Raw genomic sequence first — 26,615 nt, 5'->3', positions numbered from 1 at the left:
AGCGTTAATTAAGCAATTTTTCGTAAGCGCGCAGCAAAAAAACCATCCATTCCTAAAAATACGGTTTTCTCAGCATCAAAATTTTTATGACAAAAATCCGCAGGCGTTGTCCGTAACATCCCCCCACAAAGCAAATGTTCCAATGCTCCCATTTCCTCTGGATAAATAGGGTCTAAAACAATGTCATTGCGTATCGATAAAATTTTCTCAATAAGATCTTCACCTTCTTCTCTTGCCAATGAACAATTGGAAAAAACAATACGTCCCCCTTCCTTTACCAAAGAAATTGCTGCGACAAGCAAATCATATTGCAACGCCGCTAACTTGACGATATCATCTCTCGATTTCGTCCATAAAATATCTGGATGACGACGGATTGTTCCTGTAGAAGAACAAGGGGCATCAAGAAGAACTGCATCAAAAAGCTGTGTGGGATGGAAGTTTTTCACATCGCCCTGCCAAATGTGAGCTGAAAAATGAAGCCGTTCCATATTTTCTTTTAAACGCTTGACGCGGTTAGCAGAAAGCTCAATTGCAGTCACCTCTGCCTCCTGCAAAGCCAATTGTGCTGTTTTTCCCCCAGGGCTCGCACAAAGATCAGCAACGCGTTTACCCCGAATACTCCCAAATAAACAAGCAGGCAAGGCTGCAGCAAAATCTTGAACCCACCAAGACCCTTCACGATAGCCAGGTAAATCAGAAACAGAACACTCCAAACGATTCAATCGAACTGAACCATTGGGCAACGCAACACCGCCAAGTCTTTCAGCCCATCCAACGCTATCAGATTTCACTGTCAAATCGAGAGGGGGTTCCATACTTTGAATTGCTATAATCTGATGTGCCTTTTCTGTTCCATAAGCTGACACTAAAAGCTGTCCAAACCACGCTGGAACACCTTCAATGGTAGGAACTTGTTGGCGTAAAAGCTCTGCCTCACGCGCAACATTGCGCAAAAGAGCATTCACAACTCCTGAAAAACGATGCATACGAGGATCAAGTTTTGCCACACGTACAGCTAAATCAATAGCCGCATGATCAGGAATATCAAGATAAAGAATTTGTGCGACACTGATATGCAAAAGATGCTGAAGTGAAAGTGCTTGTGAAGGCAAAGGACGTGCCAAAAAGCGTGAGAAAGCCGCTATAATCTGCCCTCGATGACGTAATGAAGCTATCAAAATAGCCCGACACAACAAACGATCTCGTTGTGAAAGTTTTAAATAGTGTGGATGTCCGTGTTCATTATCCGTCAAACCAGAAAGAGGCGTACACTTATCAACCACCGCCCCTAAAAGGCGCACACACACCTGCCGAACAGCTAATCCTGGAACATTTTTTTCAGACACATGCCCCGCTTTTTTGTGTTTCAAAACACCACCTTTATATTACTGCTTCCTTAAAAACTCCCTCAATAACTCTATGAACGAGATCTTTTTGAATTTTCATAACGAAGCCAAGAAGGACGTTTTGTAACACGCTGAAAAGAAATGTTTTCTTGCTCATCTAATGCATGAGCCTGACCACTATGAAAATCTCCATAGTTCATCCCGCTGCTTTTTTCATGTATAGCGTCTTCTTTATTCCAGCCCACACTTTTGGCAAGAGCCCCTTTCATCTCTTCTGCTTGCCGATAAAGAGCAGCAATACGATTTGCAGTTGCTGGATGTGTCGAAAAAAGACTATCGGCTCCCTCACCGCTCAAAGGATTAATAATAAACAGATGCGCGGTTGCTGGATTATGCTCTGCTTCTTCATTATATACCCCACGTCCCCCATCAGCAATCTTACGCAATGCGGAAGCCAACCATAAAGGATTACCACATATTTCAGCCCCTCTCCGATCCGCAGCATATTCCCGTGTACGGCTAATCGCCATTTGCACCAGCATCGCTGCAAAAGGTGCCACGAGTAAGGCAATAAATCCTCCAATTGCCCCTACCCCATGAGAATCTTCTGAAGAGCTGCGCGGTCCTCCCATAAAGAAAGCAAAATTACCAAGCATTGAAATGGCCCCTGCAATTGTAGCAGTTAGAGTCATTGTTAACGTATCACGATGCTCAATATGTGCAAGCTCATGTGCCATAACGCCAGCAATTTCCTCTGAACTCAACCGCTTTAACAATCCAGTACTTGCAGCAACAGCTGCATTTTGCGGATTACGTCCCGTTGCAAAAGCGTTTGGCTGTGGATTCTCAATAACATAAACTTTTGGTTGAGGAAGAGAAGCTCTTTGCGCTAAATCACTTACAATTTTATAGTAAACCGGCGCAGAATGCTGATCAACTTCACGCGCCCCGTACATGCGTAAAACGATTTTATCTGAATTCCAATAAGAAAAAAAGTTTAAACCACTTGCCATCAAAAGAGCAATGACCATGCCACCACCCCCTCCAACAAGATAACCAACTCCCATAAAGAGAGCAGTTAAAAAAGCCAAAAGCATAGCTGTACGCATTATATTCATTACTCAAAAAACTCCATGATAAAAGTCAATCAATACTATATGATGGTGTTTTCTTTCTGCTTCTTCAATGGAATAGGTGTAAAATGAATAAAAAAGATGAGAAAACAAGCAAAAAAAATGCAACTGTCATTAAACAGCAATCTCTTTCTCCCGCAGCACAACGCGCCCTTAAAGAAGCTGAAGAAAGACGAAAACGCGCAACAAAAAAAGAACAACCTTTAGAAAACGGCGGACGCGGTGGCAAGGACCCTTCCCGCTATGGAGACTGGGAAATTAAAGGCCGCGCCATTGATTTTTAAAACCATTGATTAAAAAAACCAGTGCGGATTTAAACAAGCAGCTTTTTAAAGAAAATCCGTTTTTGATAGACAAAAACGGATAATATTTATTTTTCTAAAGCTTTTAAAAACACGTTGATTAAACAATCATGCTTCTTATGCTGTAGCAGATTCTGCTTCAGCCGCTGCCTCTGCTTCTTCTGCCGCTTGCTTTGCTGCTGCTATACGTTCTTGTGCTTTTTTACCCGGTTCACCTTTATGTGGATTATTACGAGTTGGACGCTTTTTCAAGCCAGCTGCATCTAAAAACCGTAAAACGCGATCTGTTGGTTGAGCCCCTTGCCCAAGCCAATATTGGATACGTTCTTCATTAAGTTTCACCCTCGGTCCATCTTTAGGCAACATTGGATCCCATGCACCAACACGTTCAAGAAACCGCCCATCGCGCGGACTACGAACATCTGCAACGACGATATGATAGTAAGGACGTTTTTTTGAACCTCCACGGGACAAACGAATTTTCAATGCCATATTTTATCTCCTATTGTCAGCTCTGGCTTTCGTTTAAATTGACTTTTTTGTTTTTTGCTCTTCAGCAATAACTTCATGATGACTCACAACTTCTTTGATAATAAATTTTAAAAATCTTTCAGCAAAATCAGGATCAAGATGACTATCTATAGCCAATTGCCGCAAACGCGCTACCTGATATTGCTCACGCAGAGGATCTACTTTAGGCAAATCATAACGGGCTTTTAAGCGCCCAACAGCTTTCGTACAACGAAACCGCTCTGCTAAGATATGAATCAAGGTTGCATCAAAATTATCAATGGATGCTCGTAAATGTGCTAATTCGTTTAATACTGTTTCCTGCATCATATTCCTTTCCCTCTTTACATCTTATTTTTTCTTAGGATGCTGAGGAAATTTTCCCCCATCGGCAATGCTATTGGAAAGACCAGGAAATATAGGCCCACGCTTGGGAAGTCCATGCAAAATCTTCCCTCCATCATTATTTTCAATCTGCTTTTGAAGCGTTGAGAGTTGCTTCAAATCCATTCCCGATAAATCAGGTATAACTGGAGAATCTCCACTCAAATTCCCCTTGCCTCCAAAACCCATTTTGGAACCAAGGCCTCCCAACATTTTTCCCATCAAACCACTTTTTCCTTTACCACCCATGGCTTTCATCATATCAGCCATTTGGCGATACATCTTCAAAAGTTTATTAATATCAGCCGCTGTCGTACCAGACCCCTTAGCAATTCGTTGTTTGCGGCTATGTTTTAAAAGCTCTGGATTCGCCCGCTCTTTCGGTGTCATAGATGAAATAATAGCCAATTGACGATCAAACAAACGATCATCAAACCCCGCAGCCGCAATCTGCTCTTTGACCTTCCCCATTCCCGGCAACATGCCCATAATACCGCCCATTCCACCCAGTTTTTTCATTTTCTGCAACTGTTCTGCAAGATCATTCAGATCAAATTTTCCGGCTTGCATTTTTTTTGCAAAAGCAGCAGCTTTCTCGTGATCCATTGTTTCTGCCGCTTTTTCAACCAAAGAAACAATATCCCCCATTCCGAGAATACGATCAGCAATACGACTGGGATGAAATTCTTCTAAAGCATCTATTTTTTCACCAGTTCCAATTGCTTTAATTGGTTTACCTGTAACAGCACGCATAGAAAGAGCAGCGCCACCACGCCCATCACTATCCATCCGTGTTAAAATAATCCCCGTAATCCCTACACGCTCATCAAAAGAACAAGCAAGATGAACAGCATCTTGCCCCGTCAAACTATCAGCCACCAACATAATCTCATGAGGAAGGGAACATGCTTTAATTTCAGCCAATTCGAGCATCAAAGCTTCATCAATATGATTACGTCCTGCTGTGTCAAGAATAAGCACGTCATAACCACCCAATTTAGCAGCTTGCACAGCACGTAATGCAATATCAACGGGCAGCTGACCCGCAATAATAGGCAAGCTTGCAAGTTTTGCCTGTTCTCCCAATTGGCGCAATTGCTCCTGTGCAGCGGGACGGCGTGTATCTAATGACGCCATGAGAACTTTTTTATTGTGCTTATCAGTAAAACGTTTTGCAAGCTTTGCTGTTGTGGTTGTTTTTCCCGAACCTTGCAAACCAGTCATCATGATAACAACAGGAGCTGGTGCATTTAAATCACTCAGAACACTTTCATTTCCAAGAATATGAACCAATTCATCATGAACAATTTTAACCACCATTTGGCCTGGTTTAATTGATTTAACGATTTGGGCCCCAACAGCTTTTTCCCGAACTCTATCGGTAAAAGAGCGCACAACATCAAGAGCAACATCAGCTTCCAATAAAGCGCGACGAATTTCACGCAGCGCCTCTACAACATCCTGATCCGATAAAGCGCCACGTCCCGTCAAATGAGACAGGATAGAACCAAGTCGCTCTTGCAAGGATTCAAACATCATTTACCTCATTGTTGCATAACAAACAAACCAAAATAGCATCCGAGAACGCATCGCGCCGTCGGATGTTGACCTCTGAGATCTCTTTATACCCTTAAACCGGGGTCTCAGTCGGTGGCTCCAAGTTAATTTTGTCACTGAAAGCTTGCTCCTTCAAACAATAAAACCCCAGCTTTGTCAAGTTTTATCATAAAATGTCTTTTTATACGAAGAAATAAAAACAACAAATACTATACTTCAAAACTTTCAACTTCAACACGCATAAAACAACCTGTTTCCTGTTCCATGCTCCATAATTTTCCGCTAGAGATATCAAACCAAACCCCATGCAATGTCAAAAAACCTTGATCTTTGCGAAGCTTTATCCATGGAAACGTCTCTAAATTTCTCAACGAATGACGAATAGAAAGCTGCTCTAATGCCGTCTGTTTTTCTGGCCACGACAGCGACTTATTATTCAAAACAATTTCTGCGGCTGGTGCTAAAAGACTGATCCATTGACCGATAAAATCATTTGATAATAAAGATTTATATGTCTCATTAAGAGCAGTACGAATACCTCCACAATGGGCATGACCAAAAACGACAATATGTCTCACCTCAAGCAATTGCACAGCATATTCAAGAGCTGCTGATGTTGCGTGATATTGGTCATCAGGAGAAAAAGGAGGAACCACATTCGCCACGTTGCGCAGGGTGAAAATTTCCCCTGGCTTAGCATCAAAAATCATTTCTGGTACTGCACGCGAATCACAACAAGCAATGACCAAAACTTCAGGTTTCTGCCCCTCAATCACCAATTGCTGATAATCTGCTATTTTATATAAAAAATGATTGTTTATAAAGTTTTGGTAACCACTTAAAAGTCTTTCTGGTAAATGCGCCATTCTTTTTTTACTTTTGCTTCTTTTTTTACTTTCATTTTGTATATTTTAAAAAACAAACTATTAACATACAAAAATACTAAAAATGCCTTTTCCTTGAAGAAAAATATTTCTTTAAAGTACAAAATATTACTAAAAAATAGCAAAAACAAACTCATTCTTTCCAAATAAAGAGCTATTTTCTTTAGGAAGAAGGTGTTACAGTATGTAAAAATATAATGGTCTGCTTTTAACAAAGAGAAGAAAAGGCCCCTAAGAGCAAAAAGGGAGAGTGAATGTGTTGCAACAAAAAAAAACAGAAATAAAAAACACCCAAGATAAAATAGAACAAATCCTTTTTGCTCAAACCGATGAAGAAGATATTGCTTATTACGAAAGTGAAGAACTTCAAAGGGCCACTGCTATCGCGGTAAAAGCTTTTAATCTCCATCAGACGGGAAAAAATACCATCTTCTTTGAACAAAACTTGACCCGTAATAACAAGCCTATAACCGTTATCACGCTTGTCAATGATAACAAACCCTTCCTTCTCGATTCTATTTTAAATGTCTTCAATCAACACAAAAACCATATTTATTTGATTGCACACCCCATTCTTGATAGTGCTTCTGGAAAACGCATCAGTCTGATGCAAATTCACATCGAGTCACTCAATAAACAGCAGACGCAGAAACTTGAAAATGAACTCACCTTAGTTCTTGAACAGGTTAATGCTGCTGTACAAGACTGGAAACCTATGCTTGAAGAAGTTGAAAAACATATTCATGCCTACCAAATAAGTCTTCCCCCGCACTACAAACAAGAAGGCGAAAAAGCCATTGAGTTTCTTCACTGGCTAATGGACGATAATTTCATTTTCCTTGGTATGCGCACTTACAACTTCATCAAAGACCAAAAACCCCTAAAATCCTTTACAGCGAGTAATATTGAACTTGGTATACTCACGGATGCTTCTATTCATATTGTTGACGATAAAAGCATGAAAGAGCCTCCTCAAGAAGTTTTATCCTTCATGGAAAGCGATAATCTATTTATCGTGACAAAAGCGAACAGCCGCTCCAAAATTCACCGTTCTGTTTGGCTGGATTATATTGGTCTTAAAATCTTTGATAAAGAAAACCAACTCTGTGGAGAATTACGCATTGTAGGGCTTTTTACCTCCTCAGCTTATACACGTTCTATTTTGCAAATTCCTTTCTTAAAAGAAAAAGCCCAAACTATTATTCAACGTCTTGGACACAATCACGCCGATTATTCAGGAAAAGCACTCATCAGTGCTTTAGAAACCTATCCAAGAGATGAAATGTTTCGCTCTGATGTTGATACATTGACAGAAAACACCAAGCTTATTCTACAATTAGATGAGCGCCCACGTTTACGGGTTCTTGCCCACACTGATTCTTTTGGGCGCTTTGTTTCTATCCTTGTCTACGTACCGCGTGACCAATATAGCAGCAGCCTGCGTGAAAAAGTTGGCGAACATTTTGTAGAGCTTTATAAAGGTGACTTTTTTGAATCTTATCCGCTATTTTTGGAAAGCACCCTTATACGTGTCTATTATATCATCCATCGCAAAGGAAACGAAACTGTTCCCCTTCATGAGCGCTCCACACTTGAACAACATGTACGTTCGATTGCACGAAGTTGGGAAGACAGGGTTCAAGCCATCGCTCTTAACAAGAAAATAACAGAGCAACAAACACGTCTAGCCAGTGAATTCCCCAACAGCTATCGTGATTTATTTTCAGCTGAAGACGCTATTAACGATGCCGGACATATTCTAAGTCTTCATGATGAAAAGCCCCTTTTCGTGATCTTTTATCATGCACAAAACAAAGAAAAACAGTGCATTTCTCTTCGGCTTTTTCACCGCCATGAAGCACTTGCCCTTTCCAAACGTGTACCACTCCTTGAAAATATGGGGTTTCGCGTTATTGCTGAACAAACTCTTGAATTACCAGATGGCAATGGGCGCTCTGTGTATCTTCATGATATGCAGCTAGAAAGTACTTTCCAACGCTGTATCGATTTTGAAAAAGACGGTCAAAAACACGCCGAAACCTTTGAAGCCATTTGGGCACAAAATGCTGATAATGACGGCTTTAATGCTCTCACCCAAACAGCTGAGCTTGATTGGCATGAAATTGTTATTTTCCGCCATTATGGGCGCTATCTCCAACAAGCTGGAATTCCTTATTCGCAAGATCGCGTTGCCCAAACTTTAAATGCTTATCCTGACATCACCCAAGATCTTTATGCTTTATTTCATTTAAAATTTCATCAAAGCCATACAGAAAAAGAACGGGAAAAAAACCAACAAGTCATTCAAAAGCGCATTGAAGAAAAATTACGAAAAGTCTCTGGTTTAGATGATGATCTCATTTTACGCCGTTATTGTAACCTTATAGAGGCGAGTTTACGAACAAATGCCTTTACGCCTCTTCCTGATGGAAGTCCACGGCGTATTTTAGCCACCAAATTAAATCCGCGCCAGATTGAAGGTTTGCCTGAACCGCGCCCTTACCGAGAAATTTTTGTTTATGGACCGGAAGTTGAAGGAGTCCATTTGCGTTTTGGACTTATTGCCCGTGGCGGAATTCGTTGGTCTGATCGTGCATTAGATTATCGTACCGAAGTGCTGAGCTTAGTCAAAGCCCAACAAGTTAAAAATGCAGTTATCGTTCCTGCCGGTGCAAAAGGTGGATTCTATCCCCATCGGCTTCCCCAAACAAATGACCGTGCTGTTATCATAGAAGCAGCACGTCAAGCTTATACAGACTTTATCACTGCTTTGCTCTCCATCACAGACAATCTGGTTAATGGCAAAATAAGTGCGCCCCACAATATCATCTGTCATGATGACCCTGACCCCTATTTTGTTGTAGCAGCAGACAAAGGAACAGCAACTTTTTCTGATACAGCCAACGCCATCAGCCAAGCAAACCACTTTTGGCTTGATGATGCTTTTGCCTCTGGAGGCTCAGCAGGTTACGACCACAAAGACATTGGTATTACAGCTAAAGGCGCATGGGAAGCCGTCAAAAGACATTTTAGAGAATCATTTAATCATGATATTCAAACAACGCCCTTCACCTGTGTCGGTGTTGGCGATATGTCTGGTGATGTCTTTGGTAATGGAATGCTGCTTTCCAAACAAACAAAATTGATTGCCGCTTTTGATCACCGCGATATCTTTATTGATCCAGATCCAAACATAGACGAAAGCTACGCAGAGCGTACGCGCCTTTTTAAACTTCCTCGCTCAAGTTGGCAAGATTACGATAAAAGCAAATTATCAAAGGGCGGTGGTATCTTCTCACGAAAAGAAAAAACCATTACTCTCTCACCTGAAGCAGCACAAGCCATTGGTTTTGAAAAACAAACAGGAACACCCTTTGAAATTATCTCTGCTCTTCTCAAAGCCCCTGTTGATCTTTTATGGTTCGGCGGTATTGGTACTTATATCCGTGCTGCAACAGAAAATGATGCCCAAGTAGGTGATCGCGCAAATGATGCAATACGCATTACCGGAGAACAAGTGCGTGCAAAAATTATTGGTGAAGGAGCTAATCTTGGTGTTACACAACGTGGACGGATTGAATATGTCTCAAATGGTGGTCGATGTAATACGGATGCCATTGACAATTCTGCTGGTGTGAATTGTTCTGATATTGAGGTCAATCTCAAAATTGTTCTTGCATCAGCACTACGTGCCAAAACGTTAACCCGCGAAGATCGCAATAAGCTCTTGAAAAAAATGACGCCTCAAGTCGAGCAACTCGTCTTGCGCAACAATTATCTACAACCTCTTGCGCTTTCTTTGGCGGAAAACCAAAGCATTGCTGATTTGCCCTATCAAATACGCTTTATGCACGATTTAGAACAAAAAAAGCTTCTAGATCGCAGAGTTGAAATACTCCCTGATGAGCAAATTTTACGACAAAGAACAACCCAAGGCAAAGGTCTTCTCCGTCCAGAACTCGCCGTTATTTTTGCCTATGCTAAATTGACCTTAAAAGAAGAAATTGCTAATAGCCCCATTGTTGATGATCACTATTTCAATACAGCCTTGCTGAACTATTTTCCAACCCAAATTCAAGAAAATTTTAAGAAGGAAGTGATTAACCATCAATTGCGTCGTAATATTATCGCAACACTGATTGCCAATGACATTGTAAATCGTGGAGGCCCCACTTTTGTTAATCGGCTACACGATGAAACACAACAAAAGGTTGAAAATATTATTCGCGTTTTTATTGCCATCCGTGATGGTTTTGAAATTCCTCAATTATCTGATCAAATTGATAAGCTTGATAATAAAATACCTGGTCTTGTCCAAAACAAATTCTATGCAGCAATGACCCCAATGCTCTTTGAAACGACCAATTGGGGTTTGCACAACATGGATCTCTCACGTCCACTAGAAGAAATTGTAAAAACAATAAAGCAAGCCCGTAGTATTATTGAAAAAGAGCTTATGCATTCTCCCAACAACGATATTAATCAAAAGATTGAAGAAAAAGCACTACACTACAGTGAAGAAGGAGCACCAAAAGCATTAGCAAAACAATTGGCTCTCTTGGAAGCAGCACCAATAATCTGTGATATTTCTTTGATTGCAAAACAAAGCAACAGTGATCTTATTAAAACTGCAGAGATTTATTTCTCGCTTGCACAAATCATTCGTATAAACCGCATTAATGAAGCTCGTCGAACAATTCCCATCTTAGATTATTATGATAGTATGGCTCTAAGCCAAGCCAAAGAAAATGTTTCCGAAAGCTTACGGCAAATCGTTATGAAAATCCTCAAAAATTATGGCAAGAAAAAAGATCCTTTTGACACTTGGAAAAAAACAGAAGAAAATAATATTCATAATATTACAAACCGCATTAGTGCCCTTATTGAAAATGATCTCAATATTTCTCGTTTTACTTTTGCAGCAGGATTGATTTCTCAACTTCAAAATGTTGGCTTTCAAACCTAAAGCAAATACAAAACGACCCACTCAATCTCCCGTTCTATCCCACCACCACAACAAACCAGCAAAAATATAGAGCGGGAGTTTGCATTTTAAACATAACACCCAAAATAAAATCTCGCTATTTATCACAATAGAATTGTTTGCAACAATTTCAAAAAAACAACAAGATTGATTTTTCACCCTAAAAACATAAACTTTCAGACTTAAAAGCAGTACAAAACAGCTAAGCTTTTGCTCCGTTCTATCCATCCATGACTAACCAACAAGGGAAGAACGGAAGCCCTATCCTGCATTTTTAGACAGAGCACTCAAAATAAAAAATAAATTCAAATTTTACTGTCAAATATCCTTCATCATAAAAATATAATATATTGATTTACAATCATAATTTTATCATTTTTATGATGACTGATAATTCGATATTCTAAATTTGTCTCATTTAAAATCTGTTTATATTCAATTAATTAACCCCATTTCCCCTTGCATATTGCAAATAGGAAAGCCGAATAGATAAAAACAGTAAAGAAAGAACTAAAAATGCCCCTCATAAACCGCCTCAAGTGCCAAAATCTGCAGTAACATTGAGAGTTAGCAAATATAATATGATGGTGTTGCCCCTTAGCTTGTTACTCCATAACCGAAAAGATGGTGGTGCTTAATGGCTTTATCCTTATACCATTCATAAGCGACATCGGAAATAAGAAGTACTGAGAAATATTTTTTTAACAAATGCGTAAATATGCAATACAAATATATTCTGTTTTACGTGGAAGACATATGGCTTCATTAAAAAATATCAGAAATAAAAGGATAAGCTTAATCCATTATTTAAAAGATATAACTGTAACTGCTTTTGAAATGCGTAAAATCGAATAAAAAATGACAGTAAAGATGGATGTTGATTTTCCGCTTTACAACTTCATATCTTCCTCCAACTAGGCTATTTACTTGTTTTAAGAGGTTACACCCAAACAGATATATGCAATATGCTCATTCCATATATAAAGACAAAGGTTCCTAAAAAGAACCACACCACCTGTATAAAAAGGCAATTCAGCATACTTTAAAATACCACTTTTTCCATACAAACACTGTTGCTATATGTAGTTTGACATAAGATTTTGTACTAAGTGAAAAGAGGTTGGACGAGTTAGGAGTAGGTGATAATTTTTTATTTTTATCGCTATTTTTTTTACCATTAAATACGCATTTTGTTAAAATATATTTTGACACTCTAAAATTGCAAAAAAGTGTGAAAATCAGAAAAAGTCGAAATTTGATAGTAAAGATGAAAAAAGGCTTTGGTACAACACCTAAAGTGGAGCAAGACGACCAAGTTTTAAAAATCCCAGTTTTACCCACCCATTGTTAATGAGCAATGAAAGAACGGGAGCGCCGTCCGCATTTTTAGGCAAAGCACCTAAAATAAAAAATAACGCTTGAAGATTATTGGCTTGCGCGGGAAATAAGCGCTGCAGAGTGTCAAGAAGCTTCATGGACTGAATAAGGACAAGTTCAAATTTTGCTGTCAAATATCCTTCATCATCAAAAGAAAAAGGTCCACTAATACGCACTGCACCACCTGTATGAAAAGTCAATTCACCTTGCTTTAAAAGTCCACTTTTTCCATACAGTCGCTGTTGCCAATTTTTTTCTTCATCTTCAGACAGAAAAGAAATGTCATTTAAAATCCATTTCAAATTACCATCAATTTTAGGAATATCAACAAAAGAAGATTTTAAAAAGGGAGAAGCATCAAAACCGTCAAAAGTTATATGTCCCGATAAATCATTCTTTTCATGTTTTAGATCAAAACGCAAAAATTCTGCCGTTATTTTTTGAGGCATATCTTGTGGCTCTAATGGCTGAATAATCACGTCATGCGTATTTTGCAAAGATGCCGGATCTTCAATATTTTCTTGTGTCGTTTTTTTATCTATCGTTTGTGCTCTTAATGCTTCTTGAAGCTTTTGATCTTCAGAGAAAGAGGAAAAAGATGAAATCTCAAGCCCTTCAGCTATAAACTTCAATGTTTTACCCGTTTTCCAATAAGGCTCTGTTTCAATCACCAAATTGCGCCAATGCGATACTATAGGAGTTTTTCCGGAAAAAACAATTAATGCAGGAGAACGAACATTAAACTCGACCAAATAAGGTGAATAAATTGGTGCACCAGCCGTCAAACGCCCCGTCGATAAAGAAACCCCATGTAAAGGCCAAGAAAATTGAAACTTGTCACAAACAACACCGACACGTAAAGGATAACCATCCCTGCGTACATTCTCGCATACCGCCGCCATATTATGGGAAGATACTTTTACAAATATATCAGAAACATGGTCTTCTATTTTACGTGAAAAAAAAACCAGAGTGCGCTATAAATAAATATCAGAGCCAAACAAAAAAGCCCAAAAATTAAATAGCTTAAAGAAAAACTTTTTCGTCTTAATGGTAATTGAGAGGATTTGGACAACATTAAAACTTTCTTTATCTCTTAACTTTCTCCCACCCTAAAAAGGACAAAGATTTCTAACCCCGGTCAGTTTATACACAACCCAACTTCTTAATCGACCGGACTTTATCTACTGATCACTTCAAGAAGCCCCCATACATCATTCTAAAGTACTGTATCTCATAAACTCAACAAGGTTTTCTTAAGAAGAACGATTATACCCTTTAACAAAAAATACCTCATGTGTAAAGTTTTACATAGATTTTCTACCTCTGCCTTAAACCATACTCTTTTACAGCACAACAAAAATGATAATGAATAGTGTTTCTTAACGATAAAGCCATTGAGCCCCCCATCTTTACGCTTATGGAGGCCCCAAAGCCAGCACCATCATTATATTTGGCTAGCCCCCAAATGTTGCGACAGCTCTTGGCACTTAAGACAGTTCATAAGAAGCATTTTTAGTCTTTTCTTATACAGTTTTTGCCCACACGCCAGCCCTACTTGTGACATGCAAACAAGAGGTTTTTATTGAGTCAATATACACAGGTTTGGAATGAAAAAACCTTACTATATTCGGGGTTCTCATTCAATATACAAAACCGTGAATTACCCATATAAATCAATGCGTTATCAATAATTACACAAGTACGGGCGGTGTACAAAAAATCTGGTGTAATGCGCTTTCAAACCATTGGCTCAAAGCTCGATCATAGATTAAACGACCTTTCAAATGTGCACAAGCAGGTTGAGCACCTTTTTCAGTCAATTTATGTGCCGAACGCACGACCAAACGCCGCATCATAGCGCGTGTAAATTCAGCATGAAACTGCAAGCCCCATGCATTGTTTCCATAACGAAAAGCTTGTGTAGGATATGTATTCCCTGTTGCCAAAAGCATTGCCTCTTTCGGTAAATCATAAATACCTTCATCATGGAAATGGTAGACCATCTCTGGCCAATTCATCAATTCCTTCCCTTGTGGGGTTGCTTCTAGTGGATACCAGCCGACTTCAACAGTCCCATCACTTCTTGTACCAACGCGCCCCCCTAGATTTCGCGCTAACATTTGTGCTCCAAGACAAATACCCAAAAAAGGCTTATTTTCCTTTAGTGATAACGAAATCCAATCAATTTCCTCACCAATATAGGCTTCGCTGTCATTCACACTCATCGGTCCCCCTAAAATAACAACGCCGGCATAATGCTCTAATGTATCAGGGAGTTTTTGTCCAAAAATAGGACGATAAATATCAAGAACAAAACCATTTTGTTGTAAAAATTTTCCCAAACGACCAGTATAGGTAGAGCGCCGATGAATAACGACAGCAATCCTTGGTTTGTTATTTTTTTGTTTTTTATCAAGACATCTCTGATTTAAAAACATTTTTTAACCAATCACCTCTGCTACCAAGCAAAATTTCATTTTTTAAGCATAAGAGAATAATTTTATTGGACAAGATTAAAGATAATTTTTTTTCTTCTATATTAATTTTTTCTTCTGAAAAAACGCTCATACTACCATATTGATGCAATTTAAAATAAACGAAATTTTTTCCTCGATAAAGATGTTTCTTCTTCTGTTTTAACCCCTGGATCATCAACATTTAAGTGAGTTTGACTGAACATTTTTACATCTTTTTCTTTTATATCTTGTTTCTCCACCTGCGCATTATGCAAAAGAGAATCATCTATAGGTGTTAATTTTTCAAGCTTCTTATCTCCAACATCATCACTTTTTCCCATAACATACTCTTTGTCTTGCCTTTTCGACACAATATTGTCCGCCTCTAATGTGAGAGAAGGCATACAAGGAGGCGCCTTCCATTCAAAACAGCCCAAACGTCCACTGATTGGAGAAACCGCTGACCAAGAAGAAAAAATGGCCCCATCACACATCCACACTGGATCACGTTCAGCACGAAGTGCTAAAGAAAGCCATTGACGCACAGCACCTTGACTGTTTCCCTGTGCCTCTTCAATATCTGCCAACAATAAATAAACACTTTCCCGTGGATGACATTGTAATGCTTTTTGTGCCTTCTCTCTTGCTAATGCTGTTTCACCAGCATCCAAAGCTGCTTTAGCAATAAGGAAAGCCGACTCAAATGCATCTTTATTATAAGAAGCAAGTGTCTTAGCCCTTTTCAATCGCCCAATGGCTCCTTCTTCTCTTTCAAGATAAAGCGCTCCCAAGTCAGGATGAGGCTCCTTTTGCCAAGCCGCTATAATCATTTTATCCGCTTTACGCGTTTCGTTTAATTTATAAAGAATATCAGCAGCAATAACTATTATTGGAACAAAATCAGGCGCCAATTTATGGGCTTTCAAAATAGCTTCACGTGCTTGTACAGGATGTGTATCAAACAAAGAAAGTGCCTGCCCACTTAGTAGTAAAACCTGTATATGCTGCCGCTCTGGAGTCGCGCGAATAGAACGCGGGAGAGCTTTTTGCGTTCTTTCAAAAATAGTAAGTGCCTTATCCCATTTACCCTCAGTACTTAACCGATCGAGCACCGCCTGATGCGCCCATAAAAGTGCTGGCGATAAAGTCAGTGCCTCTTCGGCATATTGTTGCGCTGCCTCATAAGCTTTACTCTTCATCGCTTCACGAAACAAACCATAAAGTCCAACCAGTTTTGTCGGATCTTCCTTTCTCATCTCTTCATAAAGACCGATGGCGCGAACAGAGTCATTTTGTAAAGACAAGGTTTGCGCTTGTAAGAGTTTTACCAATGGCTCTTGTTTTCCTGCAAGATATTTAGCAACCCGTGTTTCCATTTTTTGCGCAACCATACTATCACCAGCAAAAGTTGCAAGAATCCCCTTTGAAAGAGCTTCGTAACCACGCTTTTGATGGCGTTTATAAAAATAATTGGAAAGAGCATTCGGTATGGAAAAAAAGAAAGACAATAACCACCATAAAAGCACCAGCGTTACAAAAAACAAAATAAGCACACTTAACACTGTAAGAAATGAAGCAGAAAATCTGAAATGCAAAAATGTGAGAACAAAAATACCATTGTGATTAGCAACCCACGTGAAAGCTAAACCGAGGATACAAACAACAAAAATATAAATAAAAACACGTATCATCTTGGGCCTATTTACATCTTTGTTGCTTTAAAAGATCCTTGTTGCACAGACAATAACAATTGCTGCAACAACTGTTGAATAGCAATATGTCTTTCAAGCTGCTTAACAAAATCCATTGAAACATCTTTTGCACTTTGGGGCAATGATTGCCATTCACTCAAAGCCTTTTCGTAATCACCAGCTTGAATGGCAACTTCCATGCGTGCCGCAATAGCCCCCAGCGTTGTCCCTTCAACATTTCCAATCGGTCGCGAAACAATGAGCCCTTTTATCCACGCTAAAATTCGGTCAAAAAAACCAGCATCTGACGCAACAAGATTTTGCGTGCCAACAATTGCATCAGCAACATGAGCAAAATCAACTGAAAGTTGTGCTGAACTTGGAAGACCCACAGTAGCTGTTTTTTGCAACACATCAAGTCCATTAATCGAAGGCGATAATTGCCGCAACAGCTTTAATTCATTATTATAAGATCCACCACGCTCTACAGCATTTTTTAATGAACTAATTGCAGTAAAGAGCGCGGTATCTATTTCTTTTTTCTCACTATTTTTAACAGCAGTTTCTTCCTGTAGTGCTTCTAACTGTTGTTTTAACGCAGCAAGATCATTTGCATTGCTCTGCCCAACAGACAAAGCCGTCTCTATCTCTTTCGACTCTCTAACAAAAGTTTGTACAGTTTCTTCAAGAGTTTTTACTTTTTCCTCTAAAATCGTAAAAGCTTTTTTGCTTTCTTCTTTCGATAGTTCATCATTTTTCGTTGTTTTAAACTGTTGTGATGAAAAAGAAGAAAACTCTGTTTTTAACGCATCGATTTCTTGAAAGACCCGGCTCAATTGTTCCTTTGTGTCTTCACCTTGACTTTTTGCGGCTTCAGCAATCTGCAAGGCTTTTTCCTCCCCAGCAGAATTTGCCACAAAAGGAGAAGGAAAAAAACCAGCCCATTGAAGCCCCATAAAAATTCCCAAAGCAATGAATCCCCCCAAAATCCCAGAAAGGGATAAGAAAAGCCAAATTGTACTAGAGATACTTTTATCCTGACCTTGCATATTCTGTTTTTCTCGTGCAGGAGATTCTACAGAATTGTGGATTTTTTCCTCTGAATCATGGGAAATAGCTTCATGTTCAATAACTGGTTTCTTACGGCGCGTACCAGTATAATGTGATTTAACTTTTGGTTTTGAAGAATCGACCATCTTTATCACTTTTTGTGCACACTTTTTTCAAAAATAAAATAATAAAATGAAAAAAGTTTTAAAAATGAAGCTTTTCTCAAATATCTTCGAAAGAGTATAAATTTACAGAAATTTTCCAAATCTCATTTTTCTCAATAATATTTACAATTATAGACTTTAATAGACAAGTTTTAAAAAAATATTTGCATTTTATACTCGAAAATACAGCTTTATTTTTTAATCAACGATATCATAAAATTTAAAGAAAATGCCAAAACACATATTTTTCATAGAAAAATCAATTCTAAGAGAAATACTTTGCATCTTTTTCTGTTCATGGTACGCACGCAAGAAAGAAGCTTCAATATAAGGTTTTGTTTAAAATGCGTCTGCTGGGAATAGAAACAAGTTGTGATGAAACGGCAGCGGCTGTCATTGAATATAACAATGAATCAAACAGCCGAATTCTTTCCAATGTTGTTTGGAGTCAAATTGATCACCATGCACCTTACGGCGGTGTTGTTCCTGAAATTGCTGCTCGTGCCCATGTTGAAGTTCTTGATCATTTAATTCTGCAAGCACTAACAGAAGCAAACACAAAATTAAAAGATATTGATGGCATTGCAGCCACCAGTGGTCCTGGTTTGATAGGAGGATTGTTGGTAGGCGTTATGAGCGCAAAAGCACTCTCTCTTGCCACTGGCAAACCATTTATTGCGGTAAATCACTTAGAGGGACATGCTTTAACAGCTGTGTTAACGCACAACGTCAGCTTCCCTTATTTATTACTTTTAGTTTCAGGCGGTCATACACAAACAATCATTGTTCATGGAGTAGGCAACTACCAGCGTTTAGGAACCACTATTGATGATGCGTTAGGAGAAGCCTTTGATAAAACAGCAAAACTTTTAGGTCTTCCTTATCCTGGTGGACCAGCACTTGAAAAAGCAGCTTTATTTGGTGATAAAAATCGCATCCCTCTTCCACGACCTTTAAAAGGTGAAAAACGATTAGACTTTTCTTTTTCAGGACTCAAAACTGCTGTTCGACAAGCCGCAACAGCCATAGCTCCCCTTACAGAAAATGATATTGCTGACATTGCCGCAAGTTTTCAAGCCGCTGTGACTGATACGGTACGTGATCGTGTTCACCTAGCTTTACAACACTTTACCCACCAATATCCTCTCTCTGATAATCAAGAAAAGCATTCTCCTGCTTTAGTTGTTGCGGGCGGTGTTGCCGCAAACCAAGCCATTCGCTCTACGTTGCAAGAACTTGCCCATCAACATGGTTTTGAATTTATAGCCCCTCCTCTTTCCTTGTGTACCGATAATGCTGCAATGATTGCTTTTGCCGGTGCACAAAAACTCGCACGAGGAGAAACAAGCTCTCTTGACATTGCACCCCGCTCACGCTGGCCATTAGATGAAAAAGCCCCACCCTTGATCGGGATGGGACGCCGTGGAACAAAAGCATAATAAAATTGACGTCCCACACACATCTTAAAGAACGAAGATTTCTACTCACTCCGGTCTATAGATAGTCCGAATTCTCTATCGAGCAGATTCCACCTGCTTCCCACTCACACAATTCACTTAACCCAAAGCTCGACACGTAAATCTAAATATTCACCACACATTCTTAAAAACCTCATGTCTCAAAAAACTGCCTTATATCATTACACTTCAAATGACGGTATTTTACAGCATAATAAGATCTACTCTCTCCCACAAAGCATAGATATGAATGCCATTCGTTGACCTCATCATCTTTGACCATTTATTCGTTTCATTGTCATTGTAATCTTAAAGCTTTTTAGAACCAATTTTCTTAATTTTTTCCAACAAACTCTTATAGTGACCGCATTTCAGACCATAGTTGAAAAGAGAAACAAAGAGCAAAATACTTTTATACAACATGAAATATCAATGGAGCGCGTCTCTCTACTACACATTATTTTGAAACAAGAAAAATAGATAATAGCCGTTATTTACCCCATTTTAAAAATCATCGTTGATGGTATTACAAAGATACTTATAAAAATGCATAACAGTCTATGAAAAAGGAGAACTCATGGCTTATTGGCTTTTTAAATCTGAACCCCATAAATGGTCATGGGAGATGCAAAAGAAAAAAGGAGTTAATGGCGAACAATGGGATGGTGTACGCAATTATCAAGCACGTAACAATATGCGCACTATGAAATATGGTGATAAAGGTTTTTTTTATCACTCAAATAAAGGTTTAGAAATTGTAGGAATTGTAGAAATATGTGCTGAAGCACACCCTGATTCTACAAGTTCTGATCCACGCTGGGAATGTGTAGATATCCGAGCACTTTGTGACATGCCAACACCTGTTTCATTAAAACAAATCAAAGCCAATCCTAAACTAGCAAATATGGTGTTGGTCAAGGCCAGCCGCTTATCAGTACAACCCGTGACAGAAGAGGAATGGACAGAAGTCTGTTTGATGGGCAACCTTAAGAAGGAAATGCTTTTATCTTAAAGCAATAAATTTTATTCATTAATAATCCATTGATTTATAATGATAAATTACTGTTTTGCATGTTGAATAAGAGTCCCGAATATCGTAAGATTCTCCCATTTCAAATTTGTCCCATGTTGAATCAATTAAAACCACTTTCTTGCACATAAAAAGCGGGATGAGTGTGTGAATAAAAATTGTTAAAGAAAAGAGTGAAAATGGCTCTTATGAACCGTCTTAAGTGCTAAGGGCTGTCTCGAAATACCCACGAGCTGGCAAAGTGTGTGATCCGGCTTACTTGTTCATAAGCGTAAAGATGGGAGTGTTCGATGAATTTACCGTTAGACTCATATGAAAAAGCACTTCATATCGCACAAGGCATCCCTCTCTATTGATGTGTTTTCACGCTAAATACATAAATAGGATACTCTTCCTTATCATTTTTCATTCTGCACTCTTCTCAATATAAAATGCCCCAAAACTTCCCCCCTTCATTAGGTATTTTTTAGGCATTTCTAAAGGCAAGACTTACTCAACGATTATAATAAGCAACACCCACGAGCATCACACAGACCTCTTCGCACACAAACTCTACGAAAAAACAAAACTAAACGTGGATAAAAAAACAATAAAAATGACCGTGAAATTCTCCTAAACGGTGCATATCTGCTAGGTGTTGCACAGTTCTCTTCACGCTTAAAAAACGCATCATATTGAGTGTTCATTGTTCGCATGTTGGATGAGAGCCTCTCATGCCGCTGGATTCTCTCATTCCCAACCTGTTTATATTGAATCAATCAAAAGCTATTTGCTTGCATATTCTAAGCGGAGAAAGTCCCATATAGATAAAAAACGTGAAAGAAAGCACTAAAAATTCCTCTTATGAATCGTCTCAAGTGCCAAGAACTGTCCGCAACACCCACGAGCTGGCAAAGTGAATGATAGTGCTAGCTTGTTTCTCCATAAGCGTAAAAATGATGACACTCAATGGCTAAAACACATTCTAAAGCATAAAAAATGCTTCCAACCAATACGTAAAATACTCTGCAGACGGAAACACCTTCTTTTCGGCAAACAACCATAGAAATTATAAAAGTTTATTTTTTCAAAGACTTTTTTTTAATTTTCCTCTTTTAATTTTTCTTGCATGAAATCTCATTTTTCATGAAACTATATCAATCAGTGCATCAACATGCCTATAAGGAAAAACATGAACCAATACACTCTTTTAATCGTTGAAGGCGATGATCTACGCCCCATTTTAGTAGAACAATTGCAAATGCATCAAGAATTTAAAATTTCCCAAGCAAAAACAGCAGAAGCGGGAATGAGAATAATCCAAAAAGAAAATATTGATCTCACTATTTTGGGATTTCAACTTCCTGATCTTGATGGCTACAAAGCCGTTAAACAATTACGCACCCAAGGATTTCGTGCCCCCATTATCATGATAACAAATTATGATACAGACTGTGATAATATTTTAGATCTTGAAACAGGCGCCAATGATTATGTAACAAAACCCTTTCGCTTTGCAGTGTTATTGGCGAGAATTCGAGCACAGTTGCGCCAATATGAACAAAATGAAGACGCAACCTTTCATATTGGTCCCTATACTTTTAAACTAAGACAAAAACTTCTTCTTGATCAATGCAACAATAAAATCTGTCTCACAGAAAAAGAAGCAGCGATCCTTAAATGTCTCTATTATGCCAATGATAAAATTGTCAGCCGTGAAACATTGTTAGAACAAGTTTGGGGATATAATGAAAATATTATCACCCATACTTTAGAAACCCATATCTATCGTTTGCGACAAAAAATCGAAAACGATCCCTCCAATGCACAAATTCTCATAACAGATCAAAATGGTTACCGTTTAAATCTTTAATTCGAGATTTACTGTTTCAAAAATAATTTTAATATCCTAAATGAAAACAGAAACGAGATGAAAAAACCTTCGCATATAATTCGAATGCTATTACTTAGAACTTACTCTTATGACAAAATATATAACATTACGAATAAAAAACGAAATATTCCAACATGAGAACCAGAAACAAAAATGCTTTCAACTCTCACGATATACTTTGTAACTTCTGTTTCACATGCTTTTGTTCTTTCTAAAGTTTTTAATATGTTTCGCATATAAATAATCGTGATATCTTTTAGCAACATTCTTGATCATAACTATCATCTTTAGATGAGTGCTATTTATAATTATTTTTTTCAGAAAAACAGCTCCACGCATTGCTTTATCTCACATTCACTAACCTAACTTGAGAGATGTTTTTTATCTTTATAGTTTTCCTCCATTCTTTATGACTTTATCTCCTCTTAAGAGATTATATAATTCATGATATAACGCTAAATGTTTATCCTAACGATAAAGCCACTGAGCACCACCATCTTTACGCTTATAAAAGAACAAGCCAGCACCATCACACACTTATGTTAGATCTCGATGTTGCAGAGGAGCCCTTGATACTTGAGATGGTTCATAAGAAGCATTTTAATCATTCCTTGTACAGTTTTTACCACCATAAACCATATTATGCAAGATCCTTTGGACTCTGCTATTTTTATGCTTACGAAGATACCAGCATTTTTTCTTTTAAAATGTTTCCGCTATTCATGAAATATGGTTCGATATATAGATACTTGAGATTTTTATTCACATACCAATTCCACATATTAATGTACAAAAGAATATTTTTTAATTGTAAATGCAAAAAATTGAAATAAGAGAATCCTTTTATACTTGCGGTTCTTATGACAATGACAAAATGATTAATTATCTTTATAATTTAAAATATTTCTTGTCTGTGGTGATAAAGCAGGAATAAAAATACGTCGCGACTGACGACGCTGTACGAGCAGACCCTGATAAACACGTTTTTGTGCCTGACACATTAAGAGTCCACCAAAATAAGGCAAAAGATAGCGAGCAAATGGCTCGTAAAAAAATGAGAACAACCGCGAAAAATACCCCGTAGAGGGCATATAGTGTACAATTTCTTGTATTGGTCCAGAAATAAAATTTGTTTTTTCGAACAAACGAATAAGCTGTTGTTGACTATAAGGTTCGCCATAACCAAAGGGCGTAGTCGTATTGCGCGCCCAAAAGCCAGAGCGATTAGGAACAATAACGATCAAATGACCATTGGGTGCTAAAACACGCCATATTTCATTCAACGTTTCAAATGAATTTTCTGTATATTCTAATGCATGGACCAATAAAATACAATCAACTGACGCATCAGGAAGCGGCAAATCTTCTTCAAAAACAAGCGCTGTAGCAACTTTTTCAGCACAAGGCCAAGGCGAAACACCCTGAGCAGCAGGCATAAAAGCAAAACATTGTTGGGCACGTTCACGCAATACAGAAAGATAAGGAATCGCATAACCCAACCCCATAATCCGTTTATCCGTAAGATCAGGCCACCATAAATTTAATTGGTCACACAGCGTCTTTTGCACACGCAGCCCAAGTGCAGAAGCATAAAAATCTTTCAGCGTAACGATATCCAACTCAACATACCATGTAGAAACAAATTTCAAACATTACAGATTTTCATATATCCAACTTATATGGACTTCTGCTCTTTCTCCGCAATAGCGAACACTTCAATATTGCATATTTTAAACTTAAATGATTAAAAAATCAGTACAGCAGGATGATTATTGCCTTACAAGCACTTTAATCACTTTTTTGGAGATGAGCCCCATAGAGGTTCTTCATACACTGTTTTTGACATCAATTAAGAAAAAAGCCAACACTGATTAATTAAAATGAAGCAATCTTTCAAGATAGTTTTTTTCTTCTTCTGAAAGATGCTCTTTACCAAGACGTTTGCGAATTTCATCCAAAATCTGCCGCGTACGCATTTGATCACTTTCTTGTGGGAGTGCCTCGCCTTCTTGTTCTTCATCTGTTTTTGAAGAAAGTGGACGTCCTAACGGATCTTTAGGACCAGAATCAGCATTTTGATCATCTCCCGTTTCTTTAAGTGTTTCGCGCATTTTTTTCAAAACATTTTGTGCACCTTGCCTCAAAGATTCCAAAGCATCAGACTGATTTTGTATAGATACCTGATGATTTCCATTATCAAGAGCATTTTCCGCAGAATTCATTTTTTCTTCTGCCCTTTTCAATGCGCCCCCTGTTTCAAATCCTTGTTCTGATAATTCTTTTTCTAATGTTGATAATTCAGATTGCAATTCAGCTTGACGTTTTTTTAAAGATTTTTTTTGTGTTTCCGGTACATTTTCTCCGCGTTTTTGTTCCATCTCTAACTGATGTGTTTCATTGAGAATTTCTTGCTGACGACGCATTAAATCTCCAAGCTGGTCCATCTTTTCTTTCATTTGTGCAGATTGGCTTTTTTCTCCCTCATTTTGATTACCTTTTTGCACATGCAAATGATCAAGCGTCTGTTCAACTTCCGCCAAGAGTTGTTCAGCTGCTAAAGAAGAGCCTGTTTTAGCCATTTCCTCAATTAAATTTAGCTTTTCTTGTAATGTAGCTTCAGAAAGATTAGGACTTTTTGAGCTTTTAGAATTTTTAGAAACTTGACTATCCGGTGCTTTTTCAGCCAAAGCACGAATATACGCATCCATAGCTTGACGTAAATCTGCCATAAGCCGTTCAATTTCTGCCGCTGAAGCACCGTAACGCAATGCATCACGTAAAGCAGCTTGTGCTTGTTTTAACTTTTTTTGCACGGATTCAAGTTGATTGCCTTCAATACCCAAAGCAATTTGCCATAAATAATCCACCACATTGCGCAAATCCTCGTCTGTTTGTGCTAAAGAAAGTCTTGTCCACGCACTTTGTAGAACAATAAAATGCGATGCATTTTGCAACCCCTTTTCTGGACGCACAAGCAAAGCAGAAAGCATATCAAGTACCCGCTCTCGCGCTAAAGGATTAAGAGCTAATAAACGACGCAGTTCAACCACTGCGCGTGCAACAGGATTCGAAAAAACGCGCTGTGGTAATATCATAACAAAAGTTTTGCTACGTCCTTTCTGCCCCGCACCATCTTCTGCCACCAAAGTAATTTTGACTTGCGAACCCGCCCATGGATGCGCTGATATATCCTGCACCATTCGCATTTTCCCCTTTCCACCACGCGGAAGAAGAAGTTCTATTTCCGGAGCATTATAAAGAGAAGAAGCACTTTTATTCTGAGGAAGAAAAGGCTCTATTTCAACAAAAGCCTTTGTCACACCATAATCATCATCCACCACATATCGTAACTCCAATGATCCCGTTAAAATCCTCCCTGGTTTTTCCAACCAATGAATTGTTGGAAGCGTGTCCTTAATTATCTGCAAATGCCATTGCTGTTTTTTACGACGTGATGATACAAATAAATTTATTGAATGCTTTAAATGTGTTTCAAAATGAACAATTGGATCATTCAAAGCTGTTTGCTCCGTTTTCTCTGAAAACGAAATTTCCCTCCCATCTTCTACAGACTTTGCTTTTACTGTAATGCCAGCCCCATTGACAACACGCACAACAACATTACTCCCTTCAGGGATTTCTAGTTGTGTTTTCTCATCTTTTGTCAAATAAATCGGTGCCACACCGGTATAAGCAGGTGGTGTTACCCAAGCATCAATCCGCATGAGTTTTTCATCAACGACAGGACGAAAATCAAAGGCATCAGCCAAACGCCCCCCTTGTGAACCAAAAGAAAAACTAAAAGCGCACACAAAAAGAAGAGCACACAAAGCCCTCAAAGCTAAAGGATCATAATCCGCACTATTAAGAGAGATAAATCCAGTTTTTAAATGGTATAATTGCTTTGCCATTCGGCGTTGATGTTCACGCCAAATAACAACACTAAAATCTTCATCATTTTCAGAACATAAACGATCTGTCTGAATATTCAAAGGCTGGTGTTTAAGGCCATTGACACGTTCAAGACGGTGATCCACTTCCCGCATTGTGGGAAACCGAAAACCAATAAGAAAAAATAAACTTACCCCAGCACAAACAAGCATAGCCCCAAGTAAAAGCCAATGGAACCAATAGCCCAAAACGCCAAAAAGTCCCAACCAGCTAAACGAACAAAACAGACTAAGAACAAGGAAAAATGGTAATAACCGACCCCAGATCCGTTCCAATGAAAGGATCCCCCACATCAAAATGCGCACACACAAAAGCTTCATTGCAAAGCCTTTGATGTTTTTATTTTTCATAAACAAGCATTTATCCCCTTTTACCGTGGTGCATTAAGATCATAAACCCCATACAGAACAATTTCTAGAAAATAAATTGTTTCATCAAAGTTTAGTAAAAATAAGACCAA

General features: G+C 38.5%; 16 protein-coding genes and 1 pseudogene. 5 read left to right on the top strand and 12 right to left on the bottom strand.

From position 1 onward, the window contains the following. Positions 1–8: 8 nt before the first annotated feature. Both ACFIN0_RS06285 and htpX read right to left on the bottom strand, forming a co-directional pair. Positions 9–1,373 carry an RsmB/NOP family class I SAM-dependent RNA methyltransferase gene (locus ACFIN0_RS06285; protein ID WP_375606030.1) on the bottom strand — a complete coding sequence of 455 codons (1,365 nt, stop codon included), beginning with the start codon at positions 1,371–1,373 and terminating at the stop codon, positions 9–11. Between the two features lie 47 nt (positions 1,374–1,420). After that, positions 1,421–2,467, bottom strand: coding sequence for a zinc metalloprotease HtpX (htpX, locus tag ACFIN0_RS06280; RefSeq protein ID WP_375702142.1), 1,047 nt, complete (start codon positions 2,465–2,467; stop codon positions 1,421–1,423). 83 nt (positions 2,468–2,550) lie between these two features. Between htpX and ACFIN0_RS06275 the strand changes: the two genes are divergently transcribed. After that, positions 2,551–2,766 carry a DUF1674 domain-containing protein gene (locus ACFIN0_RS06275; protein WP_375606032.1) on the top strand — a complete coding sequence of 72 codons (216 nt, stop codon included), beginning with the start codon at positions 2,551–2,553 and terminating at the stop codon, positions 2,764–2,766. A gap of 135 nt (positions 2,767–2,901) precedes the next feature. Here the strand turns inward: ACFIN0_RS06275 and rpsP are convergent, their stop codons facing one another. The 4 genes and pseudogenes from rpsP to ACFIN0_RS06255 all read right to left on the bottom strand — a co-directional run bounded on the left by rpsP (position 2,902) and on the right by ACFIN0_RS06255 (position 6,101). Continuing rightward, complete coding sequence (gene rpsP, locus ACFIN0_RS06270; protein ID WP_375606033.1) at positions 2,902–3,276, bottom strand: 30S ribosomal protein S16; 375 nt, start codon at positions 3,274–3,276, stop codon at positions 2,902–2,904. 16 nt (positions 3,277–3,292) lie between these two features. After that, positions 3,293–3,621 (bottom strand): annotated as a pseudogene (locus ACFIN0_RS06265) (chorismate mutase). A 24-nt stretch (positions 3,622–3,645) separates the two neighbouring features. Then, positions 3,646–5,214, bottom strand: a complete 1,569-nt coding sequence (ffh, locus tag ACFIN0_RS06260) for a signal recognition particle protein (protein WP_375702150.1) — start codon at positions 5,212–5,214, stop codon at positions 3,646–3,648. Positions 5,215–5,444: 230 nt separating this feature from the next. Further along, positions 5,445–6,101, bottom strand: a complete 657-nt coding sequence (locus tag ACFIN0_RS06255; RefSeq protein WP_375606034.1) for a carbonic anhydrase — start codon at positions 6,099–6,101, stop codon at positions 5,445–5,447. Positions 6,102–6,375: 274 nt separating this feature from the next. Here ACFIN0_RS06255 and ACFIN0_RS06250 point away from each other — a divergent pair, with 274 nt between their 5' ends. Beyond that, positions 6,376–11,085, top strand: a complete 4,710-nt coding sequence (locus ACFIN0_RS06250) for an NAD-glutamate dehydrogenase (protein WP_375702141.1) — start codon at positions 6,376–6,378, stop codon at positions 11,083–11,085. A gap of 1,310 nt (positions 11,086–12,395) precedes the next feature. Here ACFIN0_RS06250 and ACFIN0_RS06245 read toward each other — a convergent pair. The 4 genes from ACFIN0_RS06245 to ACFIN0_RS06230 all read right to left on the bottom strand — a co-directional run bounded on the left by ACFIN0_RS06245 (position 12,396) and on the right by ACFIN0_RS06230 (position 17,826). Further along, positions 12,396–13,382 (bottom strand): DUF2125 domain-containing protein, encoded by a 987-nt coding sequence (locus tag ACFIN0_RS06245; protein ID WP_375702140.1) that lies wholly within the window; start codon positions 13,380–13,382, stop codon positions 12,396–12,398. 792 nt (positions 13,383–14,174) lie between these two features. Continuing rightward, positions 14,175–14,921 carry a glutamine amidotransferase gene (locus tag ACFIN0_RS06240; RefSeq protein ID WP_375606037.1) on the bottom strand — a complete coding sequence of 249 codons (747 nt, stop codon included), beginning with the start codon at positions 14,919–14,921 and terminating at the stop codon, positions 14,175–14,177. A gap of 149 nt (positions 14,922–15,070) precedes the next feature. Then, entirely contained in the window at positions 15,071–16,630 is a 1,560-nt protein-coding gene (locus ACFIN0_RS06235) for a heme biosynthesis protein HemY (RefSeq protein WP_375606038.1), read from the bottom strand. Between the two features lie 11 nt (positions 16,631–16,641). After that, on the bottom strand, positions 16,642–17,826 hold the full coding sequence (locus ACFIN0_RS06230; protein ID WP_375609951.1) for a hypothetical protein: 1,185 nt from the start codon (positions 17,824–17,826) through the stop codon (positions 16,642–16,644). A 362-nt stretch (positions 17,827–18,188) separates the two neighbouring features. Between ACFIN0_RS06230 and tsaD the strand changes: the two genes are divergently transcribed. The 3 genes from tsaD (at position 18,189) to ACFIN0_RS06215 (ending at position 22,183) form a co-directional block, all read left to right on the top strand. Beyond that, positions 18,189–19,283 (top strand): tRNA (adenosine(37)-N6)-threonylcarbamoyltransferase complex transferase subunit TsaD, encoded by a 1,095-nt coding sequence (gene tsaD, locus ACFIN0_RS06225; RefSeq protein WP_375702139.1) that lies wholly within the window; start codon positions 18,189–18,191, stop codon positions 19,281–19,283. A 595-nt stretch (positions 19,284–19,878) separates the two neighbouring features. Next, positions 19,879–20,313 (top strand): EVE domain-containing protein, encoded by a 435-nt coding sequence (locus ACFIN0_RS06220; protein WP_375606041.1) that lies wholly within the window; start codon positions 19,879–19,881, stop codon positions 20,311–20,313. A 1,189-nt stretch (positions 20,314–21,502) separates the two neighbouring features. Then, positions 21,503–22,183, top strand: coding sequence for a response regulator transcription factor (locus ACFIN0_RS06215; protein ID WP_375606042.1), 681 nt, complete (start codon positions 21,503–21,505; stop codon positions 22,181–22,183). 899 nt (positions 22,184–23,082) lie between these two features. Here ACFIN0_RS06215 and ACFIN0_RS06210 read toward each other — a convergent pair. After that, positions 23,083–23,853 (bottom strand): class I SAM-dependent methyltransferase, encoded by a 771-nt coding sequence (locus ACFIN0_RS06210; RefSeq protein ID WP_375606043.1) that lies wholly within the window; start codon positions 23,851–23,853, stop codon positions 23,083–23,085. 222 nt (positions 23,854–24,075) lie between these two features. After that, positions 24,076–26,505, bottom strand: a complete 2,430-nt coding sequence (locus ACFIN0_RS06205; RefSeq protein ID WP_375609032.1) for a TIGR02302 family protein — start codon at positions 26,503–26,505, stop codon at positions 24,076–24,078. Positions 26,506–26,615: the final 110 nt, after the last annotated feature.

This window comes from Bartonella sp. AA89HNZF, from assembly GCF_042196905.1.
GTDB lineage: Bacteria > Pseudomonadota > Alphaproteobacteria > Rhizobiales > Rhizobiaceae > Bartonella.
This window is presented reverse-complemented; position numbering and strand designations above follow the sequence as displayed.

What these genes read in the sequence shown, in the direction of transcription:
- ACFIN0_RS06215 (WP_375606042.1), top strand. Translation starts at nt 21,503, where the DNA reads ATGAACCAATACACTCTTTTAATCGTTGAAGGCGATGATCTACGCCCC.
- ACFIN0_RS06230 (WP_375609951.1), bottom strand. Translation starts at nt 17,826, where the DNA reads ATGGTCGATTCTTCAAAACCAAAAGTTAAATCACATTATACTGGTACG.
- tsaD (WP_375702139.1), top strand. Translation starts at nt 18,189, where the DNA reads ATGCGTCTGCTGGGAATAGAAACAAGTTGTGATGAAACGGCAGCGGCT.
- ACFIN0_RS06245 (WP_375702140.1), bottom strand. Translation starts at nt 13,382, where the DNA reads ATGGCGGCGGTATGCGAGAATGTACGCAGGGATGGTTATCCTTTACGT.
- ACFIN0_RS06255 (WP_375606034.1), bottom strand. Translation starts at nt 6,101, where the DNA reads ATGGCGCATTTACCAGAAAGACTTTTAAGTGGTTACCAAAACTTTATA.
- ACFIN0_RS06205 (WP_375609032.1), bottom strand. Translation starts at nt 26,505, where the DNA reads ATGAAAAATAAAAACATCAAAGGCTTTGCAATGAAGCTTTTGTGTGTG.
- ACFIN0_RS06220 (WP_375606041.1), top strand. Translation starts at nt 19,879, where the DNA reads ATGGCTTATTGGCTTTTTAAATCTGAACCCCATAAATGGTCATGGGAG.
- ffh (WP_375702150.1), bottom strand. Translation starts at nt 5,214, where the DNA reads ATGTTTGAATCCTTGCAAGAGCGACTTGGTTCTATCCTGTCTCATTTG.
- htpX (WP_375702142.1), bottom strand. Translation starts at nt 2,467, where the DNA reads ATGAATATAATGCGTACAGCTATGCTTTTGGCTTTTTTAACTGCTCTC.
- ACFIN0_RS06240 (WP_375606037.1), bottom strand. Translation starts at nt 14,921, where the DNA reads ATGTTTTTAAATCAGAGATGTCTTGATAAAAAACAAAAAAATAACAAA.
- ACFIN0_RS06275 (WP_375606032.1), top strand. Translation starts at nt 2,551, where the DNA reads ATGAATAAAAAAGATGAGAAAACAAGCAAAAAAAATGCAACTGTCATT.
- rpsP (WP_375606033.1), bottom strand. Translation starts at nt 3,276, where the DNA reads ATGGCATTGAAAATTCGTTTGTCCCGTGGAGGTTCAAAAAAACGTCCT.
- ACFIN0_RS06235 (WP_375606038.1), bottom strand. Translation starts at nt 16,630, where the DNA reads ATGATACGTGTTTTTATTTATATTTTTGTTGTTTGTATCCTCGGTTTA.